We start from the raw sequence: 23,840 nt of genomic DNA on the forward strand, positions 1-23,840 counted from the left end.
GGTTGACCAGGCCCGCAACCGCCGCGGGCATAGATCGTCGACGCAGCGTCCCGACGTGGTCGCAGAGCGCCGCGACAGCCGACCGGCCTCGTCTGCACCGGCGTGATCCACTCCGATTGCGGCGAGTCGGGGCATCCAGCCGGCCCGACACCCCGACACACCGCGAAGCGCGGCGTCGGGCGGCCCGGTCAGCCGCCGAGGAGGGCGTCGCGGACCTCGTGCCAGGTCCGCTCGTCGGCCGCGACCAGCAGCCCCTTGTCGTCGTCGGCCGGGTGATACTCGGCACCGTCGAACCGGCGGGCGACCCCGCCGGCCTCCCGCACCAGCAGCACCCCCGGGGCGTGGTCCCAGGGCAGGGTCCGCCAGAAGAGCACGAACTGCTGGTCACCGGTGAGCAGGTCGAGGTATTCCCGCCCGGCGCAGTGCTGCCCGGCGAGCAGTTCGCCGATCCGCGCCCCGCCGGCCTCGGCGGTCCGCCGGGTCTCCGGCGGCAGGAACCGGGTCATCGCGGTGCCGCGCAACGCGCCGAGCGGCGGTACGCCGTCGGCGGTACGCACCGGCCGGCCGTCGAGCAGGGTGCCCTCCCCGGCGACGGCCACGGCGAGGGTCTCCGCGAGCGGGTCGAGCACCCAGGCGGCGGCCGGCTCGCCGTCGGCGAGCAGCGCGACCATCAGCGCGAACGGGCGTCGGCCGGCGGCGAAGTTGCCGGTGCCGTCGACCGGGTCGACCACCCAGACGTCGCCGTCGCCGCGCAGGTGGCGCAGCAGGGACGGATCGTCGGCGACCGCCTCCTCGCCGACCACCACCGAGCCGGGCCGCAGCCGGCGCAGCGCGGCGGAGATCTTCTCCTCCGCCCGCCGGTCGGCCACCGTGACCAGGTCCCCGGGGGCCTTCTCGGCGACGTCGGCGTCGTCCAGCCGGCGGAACAGGGGCAGCACGACCTCGGCCGCGGTCTCCCGCAGCAGCTCGCCGACGTCGTCCCGCAGCCGGTCAGCCACGCGGCGGGAGCTTGACCACGCTGACGAAGAACTCGTCGATCTGCCGGACCACCGAGATGAAGCGCTCGAAGTCGACCGGCTTGGTCACGTAGGCGTTGGCGTGCAGCTGGTAGCTGCGCAGGATGTCCTCGTCGGCCTGCGAGGTGGTGAGCACCACGACGGGGATGCGGCGGAGCTGCTCGTCCTCCTTGATCTCCTCCAGCACCTCGCGGCCGTCCCGGCGGGGCAGGTTCAGGTCGAGCAGGATCAGGTCGGGCGTGACCGCGTCGCCGTACGGGCCCTCGCGGCGCAGGTAGGCCAGCGCCTCGGCGCCGTCGGAGACGACGGTGAGCCGGTTGCGCAGCTTGTGCTCCTCGAACGCCTCCTGGGTCATCAACACGTCACCCGGGTCGTCCTCGACCAGCAGGACCTCGATCGGGCTCTTGCCGTCCGCTGGCGCGGTCATCTCACCGTCTCCTTCATGCCACCCGTTGTACCGTGCTCCGGCGCCGCCTCGGGCGGGTCCGCGCCCGCCGGGCCGTCCGGCTGCCGGCCCACGGTCGGCGCGGAGGTCTCCGGCTCACCGTCGGCGTCGGTGTCGACCAGCGCCGTCGGGTCGTCCCCGGCCGGCTCCTCGGCGGTGACCGCCTCGGCCTCCGCCGCCGCGCGGGCCGCCTCGACGTCCTCCGGCAGCGCCGGCAGGGTGAAGCGGATCGCGGTGCCCTCGTCGGTGTCGGTGTCCACCCAGACCCGGCCACCGTGGTACTCCACGATCTTCTTGACGATCGCCAGGCCGATGCCGGTGCCCGGGTACGCGTCCTTGGCGTGCAGCCGCTGGAAGATCACGAAGATCTTGTCGGCGAACTCCGGCTCGATCCCGATGCCGTTGTCCTGGCAGGTGATCTCCCACTCGTCGTCGACGAGCCGGGCGGAGACGTGCACCTTCGGCGTGACGTCCGGGCGGCGGAACTTGATCGAGTTGCTGACGAGGTTGGCCAGCAGGTTGGTCAGCAGCGGTTCCTCGCCGCGGATCACCGGCATCTCGTCCCAGGTCAGCTCGGCGTCGGCGTACTGGCGGGCGGCCTCGGTCTGCCCGGCCACGTCGCCCATCACCTTGTTGAGGTCGACCTCGGTGAAGCCGGTGGTCAGCCGGCCGATCCGGGAGAACGCCAGCAGGTCGTTGATCAGGCGCTGCATCCGCTGCGCGCCGTCGACCGCGAAGGCGATGTACTGGTCGGCCCGCTCGTCGAGCTGGCCGGCGTAGCGGCGCTGGAGCAGCTGGCAGAAGCTCGCCACCTTGCGCAGCGGCTCCTGGAGGTCGTGCGAGGCCACGTACGCGAACTGCTCCAGGTCGCGGTTGGAGCGGGTCAGCTCCTCGGCCTGCTTCTGCAGCTGGCTGTTGACCCACTCGATGCTCTCGCGTGCCTCGCGCACCTCGGCGAGCTCCCGGGCGATCTTCTGCCGCATCGCGTCCACGTCGCCGGCGAGCTGTTGGAACTCCGGCGGGCCGGAGCCGGCGATGCGGTGCTGGTAGTCGCCCTCGGCGACCTCCCGTACCTGCTCGGCCAGCCCGGTCAGCGGCTTGATCACCATCCGGTCCAGCGACAGCAGCAGCACCGAGCCGGCCACCGCCACCACCACCGCCGCGACGATCAGCAGAACCACCAGGATGTTGCTGCTCTGGTAGACCTTGTCCGCCGTGCGCTGCCGCTCGTCGAGGATCTCGGCCTGGAGCACGCCGGCCGAGGCGCGGATCTGCTCGAACTGCTGCCGTGCCTGGTCGGTGATGAGCGCCTGGGCAGCCGCCGTGCCGTCCCGCTCGGTGGTGGTGATCACCGGCTGGGCGACGGCGCTGCGCCAGTCGGCCGCCTGCTGCTCCACCACCGCCAACGCCCGCTGGATGTCCGGATAGTCACCGATCAGCGCGTTCATCTTGCTGACGGTGTCCCGCTCCTGCTGCAGGCCGCTGTCGTACGGGGCGAGGTCGGCGCGGTCGGCGCTGACCGCGTACCCCCGGACGGCGGTCTCCTGGTCGAGCAGGGCGTTGAGCAGTTCCTGGCCCTGCACCCGCAGCGGGCCGGTCTTCACCAGCACCGCGTCCATGTTCTGCCGGGTCTTGGTGGCCAGCGCGGCCTCCGCCGCGGCGAGCCCGAGCAGCAGCACCACCACCACGGTGAGCAGCAGGCTCACCCGCCGGCGCAGCGTCCAGCCGGGGCGGTACGAGTTCACCGGCCACCGCCGCGGGTGACCAGCAGCATGGCGACGTCGTCGGCGAGCGGACCACCGTTGATCTGCTCGGCCCGGCCGACCAGCCAGGCCGGCAGCTCGGCCAGCGGCACCGCCTGGTTGGCCGGCTCCTCCAGCAGGCCGGCCAGCCCCGGCACGTCCAACCGGTCGTCGCCGTCGCCCACCCGTCCCTCGATCAGGCCGTCGGTGTACATCAACAGGGACCAGTCATCGGTGTCGAACTCCAGGTCGAACGCTACGGGTCGGCGGGGTCGTACCCCGAGGAGCAGGCCACCACGCGCCGGGACCGGCGCGACCTTGCCCCCGGAGAGCAGCAGCGGCGGCGGGTGCCCGGCCAGCCGGACGGTGGCCCGGTTGCCGGCCAGGTCCAGCCGGACCGTGGCGACGGTCGCGAAGATCTCCTGGAGGCGGCGCTCGCTCATCAGCACCTGTTCCAGGGCGGGCAGCACGTCGTCGTCGGCGACCCCGGCCAGGATCAGCGCCCGCCAGGCGACCCGCAGCTCGACGCCGAGCGCGGCCTCGTCCACACCGTGCCCGCAGACGTCGCCGACGATCAGGTCGACCCGGTCGGGCCGGGTCTGCACGACGTCGAAGAAGTCCCCGCCGATCAGGGCGGCGTGCCGGCCGGGACGGTAGAAGGTGTGCACCGACACCTCGTCGGTGCTCATCAGCGGCTGGGGCAGCAGGCCGCGCTCCAGGCGGGCGGACTCGGCCTGGCGCAGCTCCACCTCGCGCAGCCGCCGGGCGTTCTCGTCGGCCCGCTTGCGTTCCACCGCGTAGCGCAGCGCACGGGTCAGCAGGACGCCGTCGACCTGCCCCTTGACCAGGTAGTCCTGGGCGCCCTCGGCGACCGCGACGATGCCCAGGTGCTCGTCGGAGCGGCCGGTCAGCACGCAGACCGCCGCGCCGCTGGCCATCTCCAGCACCTTGCGCAGGCCGTCCAGGCCCTGGGCGTCGGGCAGCCCGAGATCGAGCAGCACACAGTCCACGCCGGCCACCCGCTGCCGGGCCTCGCTGAGGCTGGTGGCGACCAGCAGGTCGATCATCGAGTTGGTCTCGGCGAGCAGCTCACTCACCAGGAAGGCGTCGCCCTCGTCGTCCTCGACCAGCAGAACCCGCAACCGCTCGCCGGGCGGCAGGTTGGGGTTCGGCCCGAGGCCCCCCTGCGGGTACGGCGCCACGGAGGGACCGGCCAGGCCGGGCCCCCGGTGCGGCCGGGTCACCGCCGCGAGACGCGGGAGTTCGCTGGTGATGTCGGGCTCCTTCCGAGTGCCCCGCTGATCCTGTATTAGACAACGGTCGCACACAACACGGCCGCGGCGGCACGGGCGTACCCGGGCAAGGCCGTCACACGGACAGCGGTCGGGCGGGAGGGAGCGTTACGGGAGGCCCCGGGGTGTCGCGGCTCACCCCCGGCACGGTGCAGGATGATCCTCACCCTTCGCCCCACCCCCCGAGGAGCCCGCCGTGGGCGCACCCGTAGTTCCCGCCGCCGAGGAGTCCCCCGGGCGTACTCCCGTGGTCCGCGCCGCGGACCGGGCGCTCGCCCGGCCGCGCCGCCGGGCGCTCGCCGCCGTCGTCGCGCTGGTCGCGCTGCTCGCGGTCGGCGCGACCGTCCTGCTCGACCTGCGCACCCCGGCGCCGCGTCCGGCGGACGCGCCGGCCGGCGAGTTCAGCGCCGCCCGGGCGTACCGGACGGTGCAGACAGTCGCGGCCCGCCCGCACGTCGCCGGCAGCCCGGCCAACGATCAGGTACGCGAGCACCTGGTCGGCGCGTTGCGCGGCCTCGGCCTGGAGACCGAGGTGCAGGACACCGTCGCCGACGAGGCGGGGCAGCTCAGCGGGGCCGCCGGCGGCGCCACCCTGGCCCGGGTCCGCAACGTGGTGGCCCGGCTGCCCGGGACCGCCCCCACCGGACGGGTCTTCCTGGTGGCGCACTACGACTCGGTGCAGTCGGGGCCGGGCGGGAACGACGACGGGGCCGGGACCTCGACCATCCTGGAGGTGGCCCGGGCGCTGACCACCGGTCCCCGCCCACGCAACGACATCGTCTTCGTGCTCACCGACGCCGAGGAGGCGTGCCTGTGCGGCGCGCAGGCGTTCGCGTCGAGCCACCCGCTGGCCGCGGCCGGCGGGGTGGTGCTCAACCTGGAGGCGCGGGGCGCCACCGGTCCGGTGATCATGTTCGAGACCTCCCGGAACAACGCGCGGCTGGTCGACGTCTTCGGTCGCGCCGCCCCGCACCCGGTGGGCACCTCGTTCGCGGTGGAGATCTACCGGGCGCTGCCGAACGACACCGACTTCACCGCCTTCCTGGACGCCGACTTCGTCGGGTTGAACTCGGCGTACATCGACGGGGGCGCGATCTACCACACCCCGCTGGACACCCCGGCGGCGATGGACCGGGGCAGCCTCCAGCAGCACGGGGACAACGCCCTCGGGCTGGCCCGGGAGTTCGGCCGCACCGACCTGGCAGCCCTGCGCTCCGGCCACGACGCCACCTACTTCCCGGTTCCCGGCGCTCTTGTCCGCTACCCCGGCTGGCTGACCTGGCCGCTGGCCGCGCTCGCCGTGGCGGCGGTGCTGGCGCTGGTCTGGTTGGCCCGGCGACGGGGGCGGGTGACCACCGGCCGGCTCGCCGCCGGCTTCGGGCTGGCGCTGGTGCCGATCGTGGTCGCGCCGCTCGCCGCCCAGTTGCTCTGGGCGGGGATCACCGCGCTGCGTCCCGGCTACGCCGAGCTGCTCGACCCGTACCGGCCGACCTGGTACCGGCTGGCCGTCGTGGCGCTCGCCGCCGCGATCCTGGCCGCCTGGTACGCGCTGACCCGTCGCTGGGCCGGCCCGGCCGCGCTGGCGATCGGCGCGCTGGGCTGGCTGGCCCTGCTCGGGGTGCTGCTGGCCGCGCTGGTGCCCGGCGGGGCGTACCTGGCCACCCTGCCGGCCCTGGCCGGCGCGGCGGCCGGCCTGGTCGCCCTGGTCACCCGGATCGACGGTCCGTGGCCGGTGCTGGCGGTGACCCTGGCCGGCGCGGTCGCCATGGTGATCCTGCTGCCGACGGTGGTGCTGCTCTTCCCGGCGCTCGGCATGGCGATGGGCGGCGTCGCGGCGCTCTTCGCGGTGCTGCTCGGCCTGGCCGCACTGCCGGTGGTGGACCTGCTGCACCCGGCCGCCGGCGGCCAGCGCGGGATGGTCGCGCTGCGCGCCCGCCGGCTGGGCGCGCTGCCGGCCGTCGCCGCCGGTCTGGCGGCGGTGGTGCTCGCCGGGGTCGGGCTGCGGGTGGACCGTTTCGACGCCGCGCATCCGGTGCCCACCCACCTGATGTACGCCCTGGACGCCGGCACCGGCCAGGCCCGTTGGCTCAGCCACGAGGAGGACCCGCAGCCCTGGACCGACGGCTACGTGGACGGGCTGGCGACGGTCGAGGACTTCCCGGGTCTCGGTGACGCCGAGCTGCGCGCCGGACCCGCCCCGGCGGCGAACCTGCCGGCGCCGAAGCTGGAGGTCCTCGCCGACACCACCGTCGGCCGGCAGCGCATCCTGCGTCTGCGTCTGGTGCCCCAGCGGCCGGTCCGGCTGGCCACGTTGCACGTGGCGACCGCCGGGGCGGGCGGCGCGGGCATCGAGGCCGCGACGGTGGCCGGCCGGTCGGTGCAGATCGACAAGCGGCATCCGGACGGCCGCTGGTGGGGCATCGTGTTCCACGCGCCGCCGCCGGAGGGGATCGAGGTCACCCTCACCCTGGAGCCGCGCGGCGGCCAGGTGCAGTTGCGGGCGATGGACGCCAGCGACGGTCTCGACGGGCTGCCCGGCTTCCGGCCCCGCCCGGCGGACGTCGGCGTGGTCGGCTCGCACAGCTCGGAGATGCTGGCGGTGGCCCGCACGTATCCGCTGTAGCCGGACCGACGGGGGCCGGGTGTGTCGGTCGGGCCCTGTCGAGCTGATGTCACGAACGATTCAGGCAGCGCACTGAGTCGTCGACGTCATCAGCTCCGCAGGGCACCGCACCGGGTGCTCGACGGAGTCCCACGCGCCGGGTTGGCCGGCCGGCGGATGGCCTCCCCGCCGTCCGGGGGAGCAGCCGACGACGCCGGCCACTGATACGGTCCTGACGCCATCCATGGAGCGTGATGTATCCGACCGGCCAGTCGGATCCTCCATGGACTCATGGCAGAAACGGGGAAGCATGAAAAGCAGGGTGCTGCGCGCACTGGGCGCCGCAGCGATGGCCGGGGTGATGGCCGTCATGGGCCTCACCGGGCCGGCGCAGGCGGCGGAGGCCGCCGGGCTGGACGGCACGATCACCAACAAGCTGACCGGCGAGCCCGTCGCCGGGGCGGGGATCGTGATCCAGCAGCAGGACGGTTCCAACTGGAACTTCACCAACAGCGACACCGACGGGCGCTTCGCCTTCCCGGACACGCCCGCCGGCGAGTACACCGTCCAGGTCAACGCGAACGGCTACGTCGAGGAGTACCTCTACGGCCACCGGAACAGCTGGGAGGCCGACCTGATCACGGTCCCGGCCACCCTCCAGATCCCGCTGATGCCCATCCAGTACGGCGACGTCGCCGGCCGGGTGGTGGACCAGAAGGGTGCGGGCATCGCCAAAGTCTGGGTCCAGCTGCGACGTGGCGGCAACTGGGTGGCCGACACGGCGACCGACGACCAGGGGCGGTACCGCTTCGAGCGGATCGAGACCGCCTCCAACTACACGGCACAGTTCACCTTCCCGAGCGGCCAGGTGCTCTTCAACGGCGGAGGCGAGTCCGAGTACGAGGCTCCCCCCTTCACCGTGACGGCGGACAGGACGACCACCGTCAACCTCACCCGGCCCCCGGTCGGGAACCTCGTCGTCCGCGCGGTCGACAAGGAGACCGGCGCCGCGATCGCCGGCTACTGCTGGTACCCGCAGGACGGCCCGCTCTCGTTCCACACCACCTGCACTGACAAACTGGGCCGGGCCCGGTTGCAGGACATGCCGGTCGGCACCTACCGCGGCGGCGGCTACGACCCCAACAAGGTCTACGTCAACGGCCTGTTCGGCCCGGTGACCGTGACCGAGAACGAGACGAGCTCGACCACCGTCAAGCTGGAGAAGTCGGTCAGTCTGCACGTCGACTTCGTCGACGCGGTCACCGGCGACCCGGTCAGCGGCGCCTGCGTCACCCTGGCCGACCCGGTGTACACCGACGTCGGCCAGAACGGCAGATGCGGTTCCGAGGTGGACTACGACAACCTGTTCGCCGAGACCCAGTTCCGGCTCTTCGTCGCTCCGTACGACGAGGAGCACGGCGCGCAGTGGGTCTCGACGACCGGTGGCGGCACGGGCGACCCGGCGCAGGCCAAGGTCTTCAAGCCGGTGCCGGGCGAGCGCATCCGGGTGACCGTCAAGCTGGACGGCGCCGGCAGCGTGACCGGCGTCGTGCGGGACGCCGCGACGGGCGCCGGCGTACGCGACGTCTGCCCGACCCCGACCGGACCGGCCTTCTCCTACACCGAGGGTCCCAACGCCAACTGCACCTACGACGGCGGTCAGTACACGATCCGCAAACTCGGCCCGTACCAGTGGAAGCTGGCCTTCCCGGCGTACGACGGCAAGCACGCGTGGGCATGGTCGGGCGACGCGGTGAACCGGGCGTCCGCGACGCCGGTGCAGGTGGTGGCCGGCGAAACCGTCACGCTGGATGCGGCGCTGCCGGCCACCGGCACGATCAGCGGCACCGTCACCGTGCCCGACGGCACCTGCCTGAGGTGCGTGGGCATCACCGCCGTCGACGCGACGACCGGTGACTGGGCTGGCATCCAGCCGTCGGTCCGCTCGGACGGCACGTTCACCATGAAGGGCCTCAACACGCAGGACGTGCGGCTCCTCTACAGCGTGGGCGACGGCCGGGTGGCGTACCCGGACCTCGTCCACACCACGGCGGGTGAGGCCGTCACCGGCATCAAGATCACGGTGCCGGCGGCGTAGCGCCGGAGTGGCCGAGGGCCCGTCCACCGTGGTGGTGGGCGGGCCCGCTGCCGGTTGAGGCCCGGACGCCCGGGCAAGGTGGGGAAGCCGGGGCTCTTACTTCCAGCGGTATTGATCCCGGGCCTAGGCGTAGTCGATCAAACGGGAGGAGCCTGCCGCTGACCTGCCGGTTCGCCTTTCATAGGTGGTCAATGATGGTCACCCTTGGCTGCCCTTCGACGGCCTGGATACGGCCTGATCTTGACCCCGCCACCTCCAGCAGCACCATGGACTCGAACCCTGAACCCCTCTGGTCGGGAGTCAATCGCCCCAGATCGGGCGGATCGGCCGGCTGACCTGGGTTAGGTCTTCAATTGCCTTACAGCGGTTGACAGCTCTTGATGGCGTCACTTGTGCCCGCGCTGTGCCCGATGATCTTCGCGCATGCCCGGACTTCGCCGAGCCCAGCCGTCGCGCCTAGTCCTTCCGCCGCTGTGCCTCCTTGCCATCGCCGTCCGTTGCGTGATCAGGGCCTGCCGACGTTGGCGTCTGGGTGGCCATCGCCTCGACCGAGGCGACAAACTGCTCGTAGCCCGCATCCCCCAAGACCCGCCGCGCTTCGGCCTCTTGCTCCGCCAGGATAATCGGTCGGCGTTGCCTGGCCTCCCGCAGCAGGTCCTCGGAAATGTCTCCAATATCGTCAAGTTGAACGTGAACCAATTGGTCCGGAGTTAGGCCAGAAGCATGTAGGGGCGGATCCTCGTCCCATTCGATGAAGTTTGCGCCGGCGAGGCTCGCATTCCCCAGCCTGGCGTTAGAGAAGATCGCTCCAGCTAGAAGTGTGCGATTCAGGTTGGCCGACGACAAATCTGCTGAAGAGAAATCTGCCCCAGTAAGGTTCGCGTTTTCTAGGTTGCATTTCAACATCGATGCCGACGAGAATTTCGCCTCCCACAGTGCGGCATCCGCGAGGGACGCGAATCGCAAAATCGTATTACTGAAGTTGGCTTCAGGGCCATGCACATCGACAAGACTGGCACCGGCCAGGTATGCGTTGCCGAGGTCAGCCTTCTCAAGAATAGCGCCGTCCAGAAAAGCATCCCTCAACTCGCAACCGCGAAGGCTGGCTCCACGTAGGTCGGCACCAGTGAGAAGCGATCCGGCAAACAAAGCCTCATCCCACCGAGCGTCCGCCATTCGTGCACCACGTAGGTCCGTGGCACAAAGGTCGAGCCTATAATTTTCGAATCTCTCGGGCCTCCTGCCGAGCACAGTTAGCGCCGCCTGCACATCGGTGGCCAGCCCAACTGAGCGGAGTCGCCGGCCCTGATCTTCCGGCCGTTCAGTCGGCTCCTGCGTCATGTCGACCTCGTCGCCACCATCGTGCACAGGAACGCTATCCCTAATAAACGCCGAAAGCACAGCGACGATGGTTTCGTGCTCATCCTCCGACTCAAGCATCACGTGCTCTAGCGCATAAATGCCGCCCAGCCGTTCGGTTATTTTTTCGGAGGCTAGAAGAGCAATTCCTTTGTTGTAGCGATCGGTAATTTGGCCACGGCGGGTTAGCTGGTAGGTGCGTGCAGTGAACGCAAGGCCTGCGATAAGCGCAAGTCCGCCTACGCTCGTCAAGAGAACTTGACGGGTAGCATTACGTGCCGCCACTTTGTCCATGCCCTGCAAGTGCTTTGCAGGGGTCGCGAGCCAAGCTAGCGGGCCTAGCAATAGTGCCAAGGTTCCCGCAGCAGCCATCAGCGCAAGAAGAACCAACCAAGCTGAACGTACTCGACGCCTGCGCGCAGGGTTACTTTGGACCCGCCATACGAATACGGACCACCAACCAAGCGCTCGCCGAGCAAGGCTCCCACGTATCCTCGCCAACTTGACCCCTCCGAAGCCCGCACCGATGGCAGGCACCCCCAGCCTGTCAGCCCATCGCCACATCTAGCCATCCCGTCGGCCTTCGTCCGCACCTTGGTGGAGTGGGTGGGGCCTGCCCGGTCAAGGTGGAGCACCCCACTGTCTGAACGACCTTGACCGGGCAGGCCCCACCTGCTCGGCTTTGCCCGGACGGAGGTTGTCGGGATGGCGCCACCATCCCAGAGCGCCCGAGCGCCCCGCCGGAGGCACTGCCTGTGTCTCGACAACGTGAAGCCCCGGAACTGCCATCGATCATGGCGGCCCGGGGCTTCTTCGTATGTCGCGCCGCCGGCGGGCTATCACCGACGCGCTGGCGGCCGAAGGCCAGAGGCGCGGCGGCGGGCCATCGGCCCGGCCCAGGTTCGGCGGCGCGCGCGGCCTGCGAAGCGGGCCGCCTTGATCTCGTACAGAAAGTCCTCACACCAAGTGGGGAAGTCTCATGTCGGGTCTCAGCAGGTGTCCCGCTGGCGAAGTCAGTCCACTGTCGTGTCGTAGCCAATGTGTAGCCTGTTCGGAAACCCAGGGCGACGGCGCCCTCCAACGAAAGACGCATACATGCCTGCTCTACCGCAACGACCTCCGGCGCACGTCAACGCGCAGAGGTCCGAGAAGGCCTTCGCGGCACTGTTCAGCGACGACAGGTGGGTGATGCGACCCATCACCCCGGACTACGGTAGAGACCTCGAAGTTGAGCTGTTCGAGGACGGCGAGGCCACCGGCGTCCTGTTCGGAGTCCAGCTGAAGAGCATTGACAAGCTGCCGCGGAAGGGCCGACTCAGCAAGTCTGGCATCGAGACCAGCAGCCTTCGATACTGGCAGGCGTTGGACTATCCGCTCATGGTCGCCACCTACAGCGTCCCGGCAGACCAGTTCTTCGCCCGATGGGCGCATAGCTACGACTGGCACTACAAGAGCCACTCCGGAGTTTGCACGGACGCGTGTACGCCCGGCCCAAAGACAGTTACCTTCCACTACGGAACTGCTCATCGGATCACTCCGGAGGCCGTGACGCGACTCTCTGACGAACTACGGTTCTTCCGTGCCGCCCGCACCGGAGGTCTTCGCCACAGCCCTATGCCTATCCGGATCAACGGCGAACGCATCGACGGGCATTCGTTGGACCGGGTTACGGAGGCATTCGGTCGGATTGCTGCGGACTGCGGCCGGATACGGTTCGCCGAACCGGACGAGCTAGCAGTATCGCTCACCTATACAAAATCAGAGATTCGGGCGGTGCTACCTGGCGACATGCGCAGCTCGACCATCCATATCGGACGTGGGGTTTACGACGGCCCGAGAGGTTACACCGCCCTGGCAGCCGACGGGGCTGTCGCGCTTTCTCATCTGTTCTTTGAATTGCAGGCTGATAATGCTGCGGCTGACCTGCTCACGATCGTTGCACCGCATTCCCTCGCACTGTTCTGGTCTAACAGTTACCAAACACTGCGACCAAGACTGCTCGAAGCGGGACGTGAGGACGTTCTACGCGTGCTCGCCGAGGAACACGCTCGCCACCTAGTTCGGCAAGTTGTGGGTATGAAATAGGGACGTCAGCACGGTAAAGCCTGCTCCCCAACCATTGGAGCCTCTCGCGCCCTGGTCCTCATCGTCGACAAAGTTCCGCCCGGATGTGCACCCCGCACCATGGGGGCAGATCAACGGACCACACGCGCCAGCCGCCGCGATCCTTCCGCAGCTGCCACTGCCACATGTGGGGTGTCCCGGCCAGATTCGTACCGTCGCCCCACCACACGCCGCGTACCTGCTCTTCGACGGTTGCGCGGTCGTCGCCCTGGTGCTCGATGACACTCGACCCGACCGCTTCGAGCTTCGACACGGGACGGCCTGAGCCTGCGATGTCGTCGCGGTATCTGACGAACTGGTCTAGGAGCTCGTCGTGCCGGGACTTCGCTAGCACCCGAGACAAGCCGTCTTCCTCTCCGGCACTGAGCTTCATGAGCCAGACTGTGGCCGCCGCCTCCGGTGCCGGCTCACCTCGTTCGGCTTCGGCCTGCTTCCGGACGGCCCACGACGCGGGCACAGCCACAACTCCGGCACAGGCGACGACCACCAGTGCCAACAGCGCCCATGGCCATCGCCGCGCCTGGCGACCCGCCTTCCTGATCCGGGGCGGTCGCCATCCTGGTAGTTCCTCCCCCATGGTCATCCCTGAACCATACAAAGTGACCGGGGAAGATCCAACCCCATCGTTCTGATCACTCAGGCCACAGCCGGTCCCGCACTCGAGAAAGCATCTTCTGTCGGACTTGCCGTGCCGCGTCCATCGGCGTGGTGAAAGAGGTATCGATGACTAGGTCCGCATACGGCAATGGTTCTGTCTCGTCCCATGCTTCGAGTCGGGCACGGGTATCCCCCGTTGCGCGTTCGGCGATCCTCTTCGCAGCTATATCACGCGGGCAGCGGAGTTCTACGACCAACCAAGACACGTGCGGGATTCCGCGAGTGATCGCGCTGACAGCGGCAACCTGCCCGAGATGCACAACGGGTATCCCGCTTTCCATGCACCCCTCTAGCGCTGGACGGTCAACCGCGTAAATCGCGCCGTACCGAGCGTTCTCCCAGAGCAGCAATCCTGCTGCCTTCATCGTCTCTAGGTGCCTGCGGCTTGTCAGTCGATACCCTTCGACTCTGCCAGGCCCGGCTTTCAAACGCTGAAATAGCTGATATCGGCTGTCTAGCTCGCGAAGCGCGCATGTGATGGTGTCCTTCCCAGACGCCGGAGGGCCGTATAGCACCATGGCTTGCCGCATCATCAACCACCAAGAATCGTCTTCAGCAGCTCTCTTGCCTGACTTTGAAGAGGGCGACCCGAGGCACAGTTGTCAACTTCGACGTACTCAACTGTTGGCCTGAAGTCAATATTGATTGACGACAGGTACGCGCGCCAATCTGCAAGCTTCGCAGCATCACGGGCCGCACCACGATGCCTGACGTATGAGTGCATCGTGTCCGGATCGCAGTAAACCCACACCAGGGTTGTGCTAGCTCCCATGTCTCGATGAGCGGCTTGTCTGCGCTCAAGCCATGCCACGTCGTTGAACTCTCGGATGAACGGCGCGGTCACGATGGCGCTATTGCCGCATTGAACGTTCTCATCGGTCGCGGCGATCAGGGCTTCGTATTCACGCGGCCGGATTGTCGAAACGTATGCTTCTGACTCTCTGTCGTGGGGAGATTGACCGATCACCTGTAATGCCGCTTCGACTACAGGCCTGGTCAACGTGTCCTTGTCCAGCATCGGCCAACCAGTCTCCCGAGCCAGCATCCGACCCAGCTCGGTCTTGCCGCTGCCGGCGTATCCACCGATGAGCACCACGTGTGGCTGTGCGAGCCGGGCTTCTGGACGGCGGTCATGGGTTGGCGCCACAACAACCCGCTTCGAACGGGACTTACTGGCGACTAGACCCTCGGCGGAGAGCAGTTTCATGGCTTCAGTGATGGTGAAGACGCTGACGCCCCACTGCTCGGCAAGCTCTCGGGTCGAGGGCAGGGTATCGCCATCCCTCAGCACGCCAGCGTGAATCTCGTTGCGTAGGTGACGGGCCACCTGCTGGTGGAGGGCTTCTGTGCGCGTTAAGCGCCTGTCAGGAGATGACATTAAGGTCCCGTCGTCGTGTGGCCCTGGTATGCCCCGAGGCTATCAGTTGCCTATCAGATAGCCGAGCGGCGAAGAGCCAGGTCACGGCTACCCTCCGCAAACCTAGCCAAGATCTTCGTTCCTAACAGTTGACCTGTTGACCTACCAACTGTTAGCTTCATCGATATCGGGCACTAGCCCAAGGAGGGCAAAGCCCCAGTTGAGAAGGAGTCAGTCATGGCGGGACGTCTGCTGCTGGACACCTCGCGGGTGTCGTACGAGGTGTCGGTGAACCCGGTGCCGAAGCTTGACCAGAACGGTCAGCAGAAGTTCGACCGGGAGACCAAGCACCCGATGTGGACGGTGCACCTGTACGCGCTGTCGGAGAACTCCGGCGAGGTCATCAACGTGACCGTGGTCAGCCCGACCATGCCGCCGGTGACCGTTCGTCAGCCGGTGGTTCCGGTGGACCTGGAGGCGCTGCCCTGGGTCAACGACCGGGACGGCAAGGTCCGCTCGGGTGTGGCGTTCCGGGCCGCTGGTCTGCGGGCGCTGGACACCGCCGCCGCCTAGCGGACGGTTCCTCGGCTCCACAAGAACGAAGAGGTGGACACGGGGTCGCCGTTGATTGGCGTCGTCTGCGACCCCGCGTCCTGTCCAACAAGGTCCCTACCTAGGGAGGACTTGTCGTGTCCAAGTCTAGCCAGAGGTCCCCGTTCGGCTGGTCGAACCGTGGGGGCAACAACGTCACCGTCATCGAAGCGCCGGTAGCCCGCTCGCATCGTCGCCGGGCCATCATCGCGTTCTGGGTCACCCTCGGCGTCGTGGGCCTGCTGGCCGCCACGGTGGCCTCGCACTACCTGCACCCGATCCTCGGTGCCATGCTCGGCGGCCTCATCGGCGCTGCCTGCGGCGCGGTGGTGTTCGCGCTGATCGTGGCGTGGCCGGTCCTGCGCGTCTTCTGGCACTGGCTGCCGGAAATCGGGCTCGGCCTGGCCGCCGTCTACGGCTGGACCGCGCTGATGCAGTCGACCCCGCTGTGGGGTTCGCTGCTCGTCGTTGCCCTGGTCGTCGGCGTTCCCGCCGCTGTCGGGCCGATCCGCCGCCGTGTCATGGCGTGGACCTGGTGCCTGGTCGTGCGGCACCGGCTGCGGCTGTGCTTCGCCGCGTTCATCGCTACCAACCGTTCCGGTTCGCTGCCGCTGATCCTGCCCGCGAAGCCGACCCCGGCCGGTGAACGGGTCTGGGTGTGGCTGCGTCCGGGCCTCTCGCTGCGCGATTTGGAGCAGGAGGGCCAGGTGCAGAAGCTCGCCGTGGCGTGCTGGGCCAACGAGGTCCGCGTCATGCGCGCCTCCCGCCGCTACGCGGCGCTGATCCGCCTGGACATCACCCGCCGCGAACCTCTCGCGCACACCATCGTGTCCCCGCTGCCGGACTACGTCCCCACCGACGTGCCGGCCAACGCGCCCACCTCCCCGGGCATGCCGCCTGTCGGCCTCGACCTGCCCGACGTGCCGGACGAGCCGGTCACCGCACCGGCCGACACCCCCCGGCCGCGCAAACCGCGCAACCCCACCACCACCACGAGCCCGAGCGACGGGTTCGACCCCTCCGACTACGCCTGACCGGGATGGCGCGGACCGAGCACCCCTGACGGGTCAAGCGTCCGCGCCCCTCCCTCCCCTGCCCTCTTGACACGTACGTGTCAACCGACCCCGGGAGCCTTCCATGGATCTCACGGACACCATCGAACTGCCCACGCAGCCGGACGCGCCGGAGACGGTCCCGGTTGGCACGGGCCTGTCCATCTTCGATCCGGTTTTCCTCGGCATCGATGAGTTCGGCCAGGCCGTCTACCTGCCGATGATCTACCGGAACATCCTCATCGGCGGTGAGCCCGGCGCGGGCAAGTCCAGCCTGTTGAACACGATCGTTGGTCACGCGGCCTTGTGCCCGGACGTGCGGCTTTGCCTGCTCGACGGCAAGCAGGTCGAACTCGGGCTGTGGGAGGACGCCTGCGACGTGTTCGTCGGCCCGGACCTCAACCACGCCAACCGCACGCTGCGCCGGGTGCAGACCGTGATGGACAACCGCTACACCTTTTTGAAGGCCCGTCGTCGCCGCAAGATCGGCCCGAACGACCTGTTCGGTCAGATCCTCGTGGCCTGCGATGAGATCGCCTACTTCTCCGCCACCGTCGGGGACAAGAAGGACCAGGAGCTGTTCCACGCGCTGCTACGCGACATCGTGGCCCGGGGCCGCGCGGTCGGCATCATCGTGGCCGCCGCCACGCAGCGGCCCTCATCGGACATCATCCCGACCTCGCTACGGGACATCTTCGCCTGGCGCTTCGCCGGCCGCTGCACCACCGACGTGTCGAGCGACATCGTGCTCGGGCACGGCTGGGCCGCCCGCGGCTTCTCCTCCAACACCATCGACCCCAACAACCAAGGCGCCGGACTCCTGATCGCCGAAGGCGGTATCCCTGCCCTGGTCAAGGCTGCCTACATGACCGACGCCGACATCATCCGCGTCGCGGACTACGCCGCCTGGACCCGCCGCAGCAGCGGCCTCGCCACCACCGACATCAAGGCCGCCGCATGAGCACCACCGCCGCGACTCCGACGCGGGTCCTGGACCTGGTGCTCATCGGCACCGGCGAGGACATCGCCGCACTGACCGCCATCGCCCGCCACGCGGGCGCGCTCGTCTTCCGCTCCGCTCCCGCTGCCACCGACGACGGCCGCCAGCGGGTGTTCCTCAGGCTCCACCTGCACCACCGATAGAGGAACGGCCGACAGACCGGGACACAGCCCTGAGAAAGCAGCCCCGATCTGCCGGCCACCGACCAACGCCCACGAAAGGACGTGGCCGCCATGAACCCTACCCAAAAACCGATCCACACCCCCGGCGCGCTGGCCGACCTGACCCCGGCCGACATCCTGCGCTGCGCCGCCCGCTACCTGGAAGTTCACGGCTGGAACCAGGGCACCTACTACCCCCCGACGGACGACAACCCGTTCCCGCCCGCCTGCGTGTCCGCCGCGATCGGCATGGCCACCCACGGCCACCGGATGCCAGTTCCGCACGAGGTCAAGAACGCCAGCGCGTTGCGCGAATACTCCCGCGCCATCGACGCGCTGTCCGACTTCCTCAGCATCGACGAGCCCTCGTCCTGGACCAGCGGTGACGGCGACCCGACCTGTCCCTTCACCTGGAACGACCGGCCCGCCCAAACGGCCGAGCAGGTCATCGCGACCCTGCGGGCCGCCGCCGACGACTACGACTGGAGCCACGCCACCGAGGACCAGCTCGAAAGCTACGCGGAAAGCGCGTTGGCCAACGACACGCTGCCCACCCGTGAGGGTTTCCTCGCCTGGCTCGGTGCCCGATGAGCACCGTCGCCGCGCTGCCGACCGGCAACGTCCACGCCATCCTCGACCGCGCTGCCCTCTACCTGGGCCGCTACGGCTGGACCCCGACCGGCCTCTATGACGCGCACGACGGCTGTACCGCCACGTGCGCCTGCCACCGCACCGGCACCTACCCGGCGTCGATCCTCGGCGCGATCCGGGTCGCCGTGTTCGGCCAGCCCCGCTGGTACCTCACCGGCGTCACCGACGCCGACCTGCACACCTACAGCGCCGCCGTCGAGTGGTGCAACACCTACCTCATCGCCGTCGGCCACGCCGGTCAGCACGCCCCGGTCTTCGCCTGGGAGACCGCCCCCGGCCGCACGCCGGGCGACGTCATCGAGGCGCTGTGCGCCGCCGCCATCGCCTACCGCAAGCACACCATCCGGAGGGCCGCATGAGCACCGCCGCCCACATCACCGACGTGACACGTACGTGTCAAGACTCCGTCTCCACCGCCGCGCTCGTCGGCGCTCTTGAATCCGCCTGGGCCGCGATCCGCGACCGGCACCCCGAAATCCCGGCCGCCGTCCTCGTCGTCGGCTCGGGCTCACCCACCAAGGCCAACCAGGGCATGAAGTGGGGCCACTTCGCCGCGCTGCGCTGGCAGGCCGGCGACAACCAGCTCCCCGAAATCCTGATCTCCGGTGAGGGCCTGGCCCGTGAGCCGGAAGCCGTGTTCACCACCCTGCTGCACGAAGCGACCCACGCCCTGGCCGACGCCCGTGGCATCCAGGACACCTCGCGGCAGGGCCGCTGGCACAACAAGAAGTTCTCGACCCTGGCCGCCGAACTCGGCATGTCCACGACCAAGGACGACAAGCTCGGCTACTCGCCCTGCACCCTGACCGACCTCACCCGCGCCCGCTACCGCTCGGTCATCACCGATCTCGGTGAGGCGCTGCGCTTCTACCGCCACCCCGAACCGACAGGGGAGGCCAAGACCCGCACGAACAACAACAACGGCGTCTCGTGCGAGTGCGAGTGCCCCCGCAAGCTGCGCATCTCCACCGCCGCCTTCGAAGAGGGGCCGATCGTCTGCGCCGTCTGCGCGGCGGCGTTCCTGCCCGAGGACATCGACCGCGACACCTACGAACACCCCACCTTCGCCACCGGCACCGCCGCTGGCGGCGACCACGACCAGGCCGACGACGACTCGGAGGACCCGATGGTGTTCTACGACCCGACCGGCGAGCGCTTCGGCCTGCCGACCTACCCGTTCAAGTTCGCCCCCGATGGGCTGCTGACCCGTCGCCAGCTGCGCGCCCGCAAGCTGCGGCCCGGCGGTCAGGAACCCGCCGCGCAGATCCTCTGGCGGCGCGGTAAGCGCGTGGCCTACCTGTTCCGTCTCGACCTGGCGGTACCCAAGCGGACCGCCACCCTCGCCCAGAGGGCGGCCATCGACAAGGCGCTTACCGCGCGGCGTACCTGCCCCGACTGCGGCCAGGTCAAGCCCTACTACATCCCCCGTCGCACCGGCTCATGCCTCGACTGCACCTCTGAGGTGACCTCATGACCACGACCTCTCGGCCCTCGCGCGGCTGGTCGTACCTCGGCCTGGTCCTCGGCGGACTGGTGTCCGTCGCCGCGAACATCGCTCACTCGTTCATCGCCCCCGACGGGGCACCGGCCGATTGGAGCCCTGAGCCCGGCGCGGTCATCTCCTCGATCGTGTGGCCGCTGTTCCTGTTCATCGCCATCGAAATCCTTGCCCGTACCCCGTGGCCTTCGGGCTGGGGTTGGAACGTGCTGCGCTGGGTCGGGCTGCCGCCCGTCGCCCTGGTCGCCGCGTTCGTGTCCTACCGGCACCTGTCCGGACTGCTCGACCACTACAACGAGGAAACCCTCGTCGTCTGGTTCGGTCCCCTCGCCGTCGACGGCCTGATGCTCATGGCCACCGCCGCTCTACTCGCCACCGGAAAGCGCACCACCCGGCCCGCTGCTTCTGTCCCGGCACCTGCGCCGGCCACCCTCGCCGAGGCGTCGTCATCTGACATCCCCGCCTCGCCGACGGTCCGCCCGGCCGCCGCGACCCCGGCCACCGACCCCACGCCCGAACCGATCGCCGCACCTGCCCTGCAACCCATCAACCCGCCCACCTCTGGCGAGGACACCGACACCTCGATGACGGTCGAGCGCACCCCGGACACCGCCGAGAAGGACCCGACTCCGGCACCCGTCGCGGCTCCGGCTGGCATGACCGGCTCCGCGCTGGCACTGCTGCCCAACGCTCGCATCGTCGCCACGGCTCACGAGAAGGCCCACGGTGAGCCCATCACCGCCGGTCAGCTCGCCGTGCGACTGCGCGTGCCCACTCACACGGCCGCCGACATCCTGACGGCCCTCCACAACCCGAGCACCAACGACAAGACCCACAACGGCACCGCTGTGGGAGCCACCGCGTGACGTCCTCGACGTTGCCTCTCGTGCCCGAAACCACCACGGTTTCGGGCACGGGAGCATGCGCCGAAACCACCGGCGGCTACTGGCCCTGGGCCGCGCCCACCACCGGCCCCCGCGACCTGACCGCCGACGGGTGGGTACGCGGCCACGACCCCCGCACCGTCGCCTCCGGCCGCGCCCGCGCCCAAGACCCCGACTACCCCGAATGGCTCGGCCACGTCCGCGCGGCCTCGGCGTGCAAGCACCCCATCCGGCTCGCCGGGCAAATCCACGTCAACGACGCCGACGGCAACCGCATGGCCACCATCGACACCGCCGACATGCCCGACGGCGCGATCTACACCCCCTGCGGCAACCGCCGCGCCTCCGTCTGCCCGTCCTGCGCCGAGCTGTACCGCCGCGACACCTTCCACCTCATCAAGGCCGGGCTACAGGGCGACCGGTGGGGACTACCGCCGCTGCACGAGCACATCGCCATCTTCCTCACCGCCACCGCCCCCTCGTTCGGGCCGGTGCACCACCGGGTGGTGAAGGTCCACGCCGCGGACTGCCGCAAGAAAGACGGCTGCACCTGCCGCGCCTCCGTCTGCCACCCGTTCGGCCGCGTCTGCCCCCACGGCGTGGACCTGCGCTGCGGCCAACGCCACAAGGCCGGCGACGGCCACCTCGGGCAGCCACTGTGCCTGGACTGCTACGACCACGCCGGCCAGGTCGTCTGGAACCACGAAGCACCCGAGCTGTGGCGCCGCACCATCCAACAAGTCGACCGCGAGCTACGCCGCCTCGGCCGCACCCACGGCGTCGACCTACGCCGCCGCTACATCAAGGTCTACGAATTCCAGGTACGCGGCGTCATCCACTACCACGCACTCATCCGTCTCGACGGCTACAACCCCGACTGCCCCGAAGCTATCGTCCCCCCGCCGCGCGCGATCAGCCGAGACATGTTCGAGGCTGCCGTCCGGACTGCTTTCGTCAAGACGGCCTACACCTCTGCGCCGCACCCGGCCAACGGTGGGCAGGGCTGGCGCATCGCGTGGGGTGACAAGGGCCTGGACCTCAAGCACGTCAACGCCCCCGGCGGTGAGGTGAACCTCGCGCAGATCACCGGCTACATCGCCAAGTACGTCACCAAGAGCACCGAGGTAACCGGCCTGAGCCTGCGCCGCGTCGACGACCTCTCCGTTGAGGTCCACGGAGATCCCGGGACTCACCTCGGCCGGCTCATCCGCGCCTGCTGGGACCTCGGGGAGCACCCCGACTACACCCGCCTTCGCCGCTGGGCGCACCAGTTCGGCTACGGCGGGCACATCGCCACCAAGAGCCGCGCGTTCTCCGTGACCCTCGGCTTCCTGCGCTTGCAGCGCACCATCTGGCGGCGCACCGAAGGCCACCCCCACACCTGGGACGACGAGCAGACCGAGCGCGTGATTTACGAACTCGGATACCAGGCCACCGGCTGGATCACGACCGGAGACGCCCTGCTCGCCAACACCGCCGCCGCCATGGCCCGCGCCCGACACCAAGCCGGACTCGACGCCCTGGCCGACGAGCTGGCCGCCCACCGCACGGGCCAGCCCAACGCCGCTTGACACGTACGTGTCAAAACCCGTCCCTCCCTCCTGTTCCTTGACAACTCCACAGCGAAAGCACCACCCCCCACCCCACCCGGAAGGAGAGCCATGCCCACACGTCCACGCCCCCTGGTCGCGGTCCGGCTCATCGGCCCGACCGCCACCATCACCGCCCACGCCGCCACCATCGCGGCCCAGCTCACCGCGCACTACGGCCGCGAGCGGGTCACCTGCCGCACCAGCACCCGCCCCGCCGGCTACAGCGGCGAAAGCCGCGCCTACATCACGATCACGCGAAAGGAGCCACGATGACCGCACCTGCTGCCCCTGACCCCCTCTGGGAGATCGAAGACGTATCGGCCTACCTGCGGGTCCCCGTCCAGACGCTCTATCAGTGGCGCAAGCGCAAGTACGGCCCGCCCGCCGCCCGCGTCGGCCGCCACCTGCGCTACGACCCCGACGCGGTGCGCGCCTGGTTCGCTGACCAGTCGAAGGCGGCCTGACATGGCACATGTTCAAGACCGCTGGTACCGCACGGTCATCGGACCGGACGGCAAGTCACAGCAGGTACCCCGACCAGAGTGCGGCCAGGGTCTGCGTTACCGCGTCCGGTACATCGCCCCGGACGGCAAAGAGAAGTCGCAGTCATTCCCCGACAAGAAGAAGCGCGAGGCGCAAGCATTCCTCGCCCAGGTTCAGGCGGACATCCTCAAAGGCTCGTACGTCGATCCTGACGCCGGACGGGTCACCTTCAAGCAGTACGCCGACGAATGGCTCGCGGCGGCAACCACCGACGAACTAACCCGCGACCGCATCGAGTACGAGCTGCGGTTGCACGTCTACCCCGTGTTCGGTCACAAGCCGCTCACGGCAATTCAGCCGGCGACTATCCGGGATTGGGCACGCAGGCTGCAAGAGTCGGGATTGGCAGCGAGCTACCGCCGGGTCCTCTTCACCGATGTCTCGATGATTTTCAACGCTGCTGTCGATGACAAAAAGATCGTCAGTAACCCGTTCGCGGTCAAAAGCATCCGCCGTCCGAAAGCCCTTCCCACCAAGGTGGTGCCGTGGTCGGTTGCCCTACTGGCCGCGTTCCGCGAGAACACCAAGCCTCGATACCGGGTCGCGGTGGACCTGGGCGCGGGGTGTGGTCTGAGGCAGGGCGAGATATTCGCGGTGAGTCCCGAGGACCTGGACCCCGGTCGGCCCGTTCTCCACGTCACCCGGCAAATCAAGCTGGTTCGCAAGACGCTGATCTTCGCGCCACCGAAGGGCGGCAAAGTTCGGGAGGTTCCGCTACCCGGCTCGGTGGCCGCTCGGTTGAAGCGACACACCGAGGACTGCCCGCCCGTGGCGGTGACCCTGCCGTGGGGCACCTCGACCGGCGAACCGAGGACCGTCGAGCTGTATCTGAGCACTCCTGACGGAACGCCGCTGTCTCGCTCGATGTTCAACCACGGCATCTGGAAGCCCGCGATCCGCGCAACTGGAATCGCCGAGGACAGGCGCAACGGGATGCACGTGCTCCGGCACACCTACGCCTCGGTGCTCCTGGACGCCGGAGAGAGCATCAAGGCTCTGGCGGCCTACCTCGGGCACTCCGACCCCGGCTTCACCTTGCGGATCTACACCCACCTGTTGCCTGCGAGTGAGGAACGCACCCGCCGCGCCATCGACAAGGCCTTCGGTGCGAGCACAACCCCCGACCGCAACTCGGATACCGGCGACGGCCTGGAAACGGCATGATCATGGGTCAGG

General features: G+C 69.1%; 23 protein-coding genes. 15 read left to right on the top strand and 8 right to left on the bottom strand.

From position 1 onward, the window contains the following. Window positions 1-188: 188 nt before the first annotated feature. Genes V6U89_RS13160 through V6U89_RS13175 form a run of 4 tightly spaced genes read right to left on the bottom strand, consistent with a single transcriptional unit; the run spans window position 189 to window position 4,405 of the window. Window positions 189-998, bottom strand: coding sequence for an inositol monophosphatase family protein (locus V6U89_RS13160; RefSeq protein ID WP_334571247.1), 810 nt, complete (start codon window positions 996-998; stop codon window positions 189-191). Then, complete coding sequence (locus V6U89_RS13165; RefSeq protein WP_154941744.1) at window positions 991-1,443, bottom strand: response regulator; 453 nt, start codon at window positions 1,441-1,443, stop codon at window positions 991-993. The genes V6U89_RS13160 and V6U89_RS13165 overlap by 8 nt, the downstream gene beginning before the upstream one ends. Beyond that, on the bottom strand, window positions 1,440-3,206 hold the full coding sequence (locus tag V6U89_RS13170; protein ID WP_334571248.1) for a sensor histidine kinase: 1,767 nt from the start codon (window positions 3,204-3,206) through the stop codon (window positions 1,440-1,442). The genes V6U89_RS13165 and V6U89_RS13170 overlap by 4 nt, the downstream gene beginning before the upstream one ends. Next, complete coding sequence (locus V6U89_RS13175; RefSeq protein WP_334571249.1) at window positions 3,203-4,405, bottom strand: PP2C family protein-serine/threonine phosphatase; 1,203 nt, start codon at window positions 4,403-4,405, stop codon at window positions 3,203-3,205. Before V6U89_RS13175 ends, V6U89_RS13170 begins: the two co-directional genes overlap by 4 nt. A gap of 286 nt (window positions 4,406-4,691) precedes the next feature. On the opposite strand from V6U89_RS13175, the gene V6U89_RS13180 reads away from it, so the two are divergent. Beyond that, on the top strand, window positions 4,692-7,118 hold the full coding sequence (locus tag V6U89_RS13180; RefSeq protein ID WP_442933912.1) for a M28 family peptidase: 2,427 nt from the start codon (window positions 4,692-4,694) through the stop codon (window positions 7,116-7,118). A 289-nt stretch (window positions 7,119-7,407) separates the two neighbouring features. After that, complete coding sequence (locus V6U89_RS13185; protein ID WP_334571250.1) at window positions 7,408-9,195, top strand: carboxypeptidase regulatory-like domain-containing protein; 1,788 nt, start codon at window positions 7,408-7,410, stop codon at window positions 9,193-9,195. Between the two features lie 456 nt (window positions 9,196-9,651). Here the strand turns inward: V6U89_RS13185 and V6U89_RS13190 are convergent, their stop codons facing one another. Then, window positions 9,652-10,848, bottom strand: a complete 1,197-nt coding sequence (locus tag V6U89_RS13190) for a pentapeptide repeat-containing protein (protein ID WP_334571251.1) — start codon at window positions 10,846-10,848, stop codon at window positions 9,652-9,654. Between the two features lie 801 nt (window positions 10,849-11,649). Between V6U89_RS13190 and V6U89_RS13195 the strand changes: the two genes are divergently transcribed. Continuing rightward, window positions 11,650-12,639 (top strand): DUF4365 domain-containing protein, encoded by a 990-nt coding sequence (locus V6U89_RS13195; protein ID WP_334571252.1) that lies wholly within the window; start codon window positions 11,650-11,652, stop codon window positions 12,637-12,639. Window positions 12,640-12,697: 58 nt separating this feature from the next. Here V6U89_RS13195 and V6U89_RS13200 read toward each other — a convergent pair whose 3' ends face one another. Genes V6U89_RS13200 through V6U89_RS13210 form a run of 3 tightly spaced genes read right to left on the bottom strand, consistent with a single transcriptional unit; the run spans window position 12,698 to window position 14,713 of the window. Continuing rightward, window positions 12,698-13,261, bottom strand: coding sequence for a hypothetical protein (locus tag V6U89_RS13200; protein ID WP_334571253.1), 564 nt, complete (start codon window positions 13,259-13,261; stop codon window positions 12,698-12,700). A 49-nt stretch (window positions 13,262-13,310) separates the two neighbouring features. Beyond that, window positions 13,311-13,868, bottom strand: coding sequence for a phosphotransferase-like protein (locus V6U89_RS13205; protein WP_334571254.1), 558 nt, complete (start codon window positions 13,866-13,868; stop codon window positions 13,311-13,313). Next, window positions 13,868-14,713, bottom strand: a complete 846-nt coding sequence (locus V6U89_RS13210; RefSeq protein ID WP_334571255.1) for a GntR family transcriptional regulator — start codon at window positions 14,711-14,713, stop codon at window positions 13,868-13,870. The genes V6U89_RS13205 and V6U89_RS13210 overlap by 1 nt, the downstream gene beginning before the upstream one ends. Before the next feature lie 216 nt (window positions 14,714-14,929). Here V6U89_RS13210 and V6U89_RS13215 point away from each other — a divergent pair, with 216 nt between their 5' ends. The 12 genes from V6U89_RS13215 (at window position 14,930) to V6U89_RS13270 (ending at window position 23,828) form a co-directional block, all read left to right on the top strand. After that, window positions 14,930-15,265: a hypothetical protein gene (locus V6U89_RS13215; protein ID WP_179804618.1), complete on the top strand. Its 336-nt coding sequence runs from the start codon at window positions 14,930-14,932 to the stop codon at window positions 15,263-15,265. Between the two features lie 116 nt (window positions 15,266-15,381). Further along, window positions 15,382-16,317 (top strand): hypothetical protein, encoded by a 936-nt coding sequence (locus V6U89_RS13220; protein WP_334571256.1) that lies wholly within the window; start codon window positions 15,382-15,384, stop codon window positions 16,315-16,317. A gap of 103 nt (window positions 16,318-16,420) precedes the next feature. Next, a complete protein-coding gene (locus tag V6U89_RS13225; RefSeq protein ID WP_334571257.1) occupies window positions 16,421-17,296 on the top strand; it encodes an FtsK/SpoIIIE domain-containing protein in 876 nt (291 codons plus the stop codon). After that, window positions 17,293-17,478 carry a hypothetical protein gene (locus tag V6U89_RS13230; RefSeq protein ID WP_334571259.1) on the top strand — a complete coding sequence of 62 codons (186 nt, stop codon included), beginning with the start codon at window positions 17,293-17,295 and terminating at the stop codon, window positions 17,476-17,478. The genes V6U89_RS13225 and V6U89_RS13230 overlap by 4 nt, the downstream gene beginning before the upstream one ends. A 90-nt stretch (window positions 17,479-17,568) precedes the next feature. Next, on the top strand, window positions 17,569-18,087 hold the full coding sequence (locus tag V6U89_RS13235) for a DUF6197 family protein (RefSeq protein WP_334571260.1): 519 nt from the start codon (window positions 17,569-17,571) through the stop codon (window positions 18,085-18,087). Further along, complete coding sequence (locus V6U89_RS13240) at window positions 18,084-18,506, top strand: DUF6197 family protein (RefSeq protein ID WP_334571261.1); 423 nt, start codon at window positions 18,084-18,086, stop codon at window positions 18,504-18,506. The genes V6U89_RS13235 and V6U89_RS13240 overlap by 4 nt, the downstream gene beginning before the upstream one ends. Window positions 18,507-19,273: 767 nt before the next feature. Further along, a complete protein-coding gene (locus V6U89_RS13245) occupies window positions 19,274-19,621 on the top strand; it encodes an RRQRL motif-containing zinc-binding protein (RefSeq protein WP_334571405.1) in 348 nt (115 codons plus the stop codon). Then, window positions 19,618-20,511, top strand: coding sequence for a hypothetical protein (locus tag V6U89_RS13250; protein ID WP_334571262.1), 894 nt, complete (start codon window positions 19,618-19,620; stop codon window positions 20,509-20,511). The genes V6U89_RS13245 and V6U89_RS13250 overlap by 4 nt, the downstream gene beginning before the upstream one ends. Window positions 20,512-20,531: 20 nt before the next feature. Next, complete coding sequence (locus tag V6U89_RS13255; protein ID WP_334571263.1) at window positions 20,532-22,100, top strand: replication initiator; 1,569 nt, start codon at window positions 20,532-20,534, stop codon at window positions 22,098-22,100. A gap of 90 nt (window positions 22,101-22,190) precedes the next feature. After that, window positions 22,191-22,394, top strand: a complete 204-nt coding sequence (locus V6U89_RS13260; protein ID WP_334571264.1) for a hypothetical protein — start codon at window positions 22,191-22,193, stop codon at window positions 22,392-22,394. Beyond that, window positions 22,391-22,585 (top strand): helix-turn-helix domain-containing protein, encoded by a 195-nt coding sequence (locus tag V6U89_RS13265; protein WP_334571265.1) that lies wholly within the window; start codon window positions 22,391-22,393, stop codon window positions 22,583-22,585. Before V6U89_RS13260 ends, V6U89_RS13265 begins: the two co-directional genes overlap by 4 nt. 1 nt (window position 22,586) lies before the next feature. Beyond that, window positions 22,587-23,828 (top strand): site-specific integrase, encoded by a 1,242-nt coding sequence (locus V6U89_RS13270; RefSeq protein ID WP_334571266.1) that lies wholly within the window; start codon window positions 22,587-22,589, stop codon window positions 23,826-23,828. Window positions 23,829-23,840: the final 12 nt, after the last annotated feature.

The organism is Micromonospora sp. CPCC 206171 (genome assembly GCF_036906755.1).
GTDB classification, from domain to species: Bacteria; Actinomycetota; Actinomycetes; order Mycobacteriales; family Micromonosporaceae; genus Micromonospora; species Micromonospora purpureochromogenes.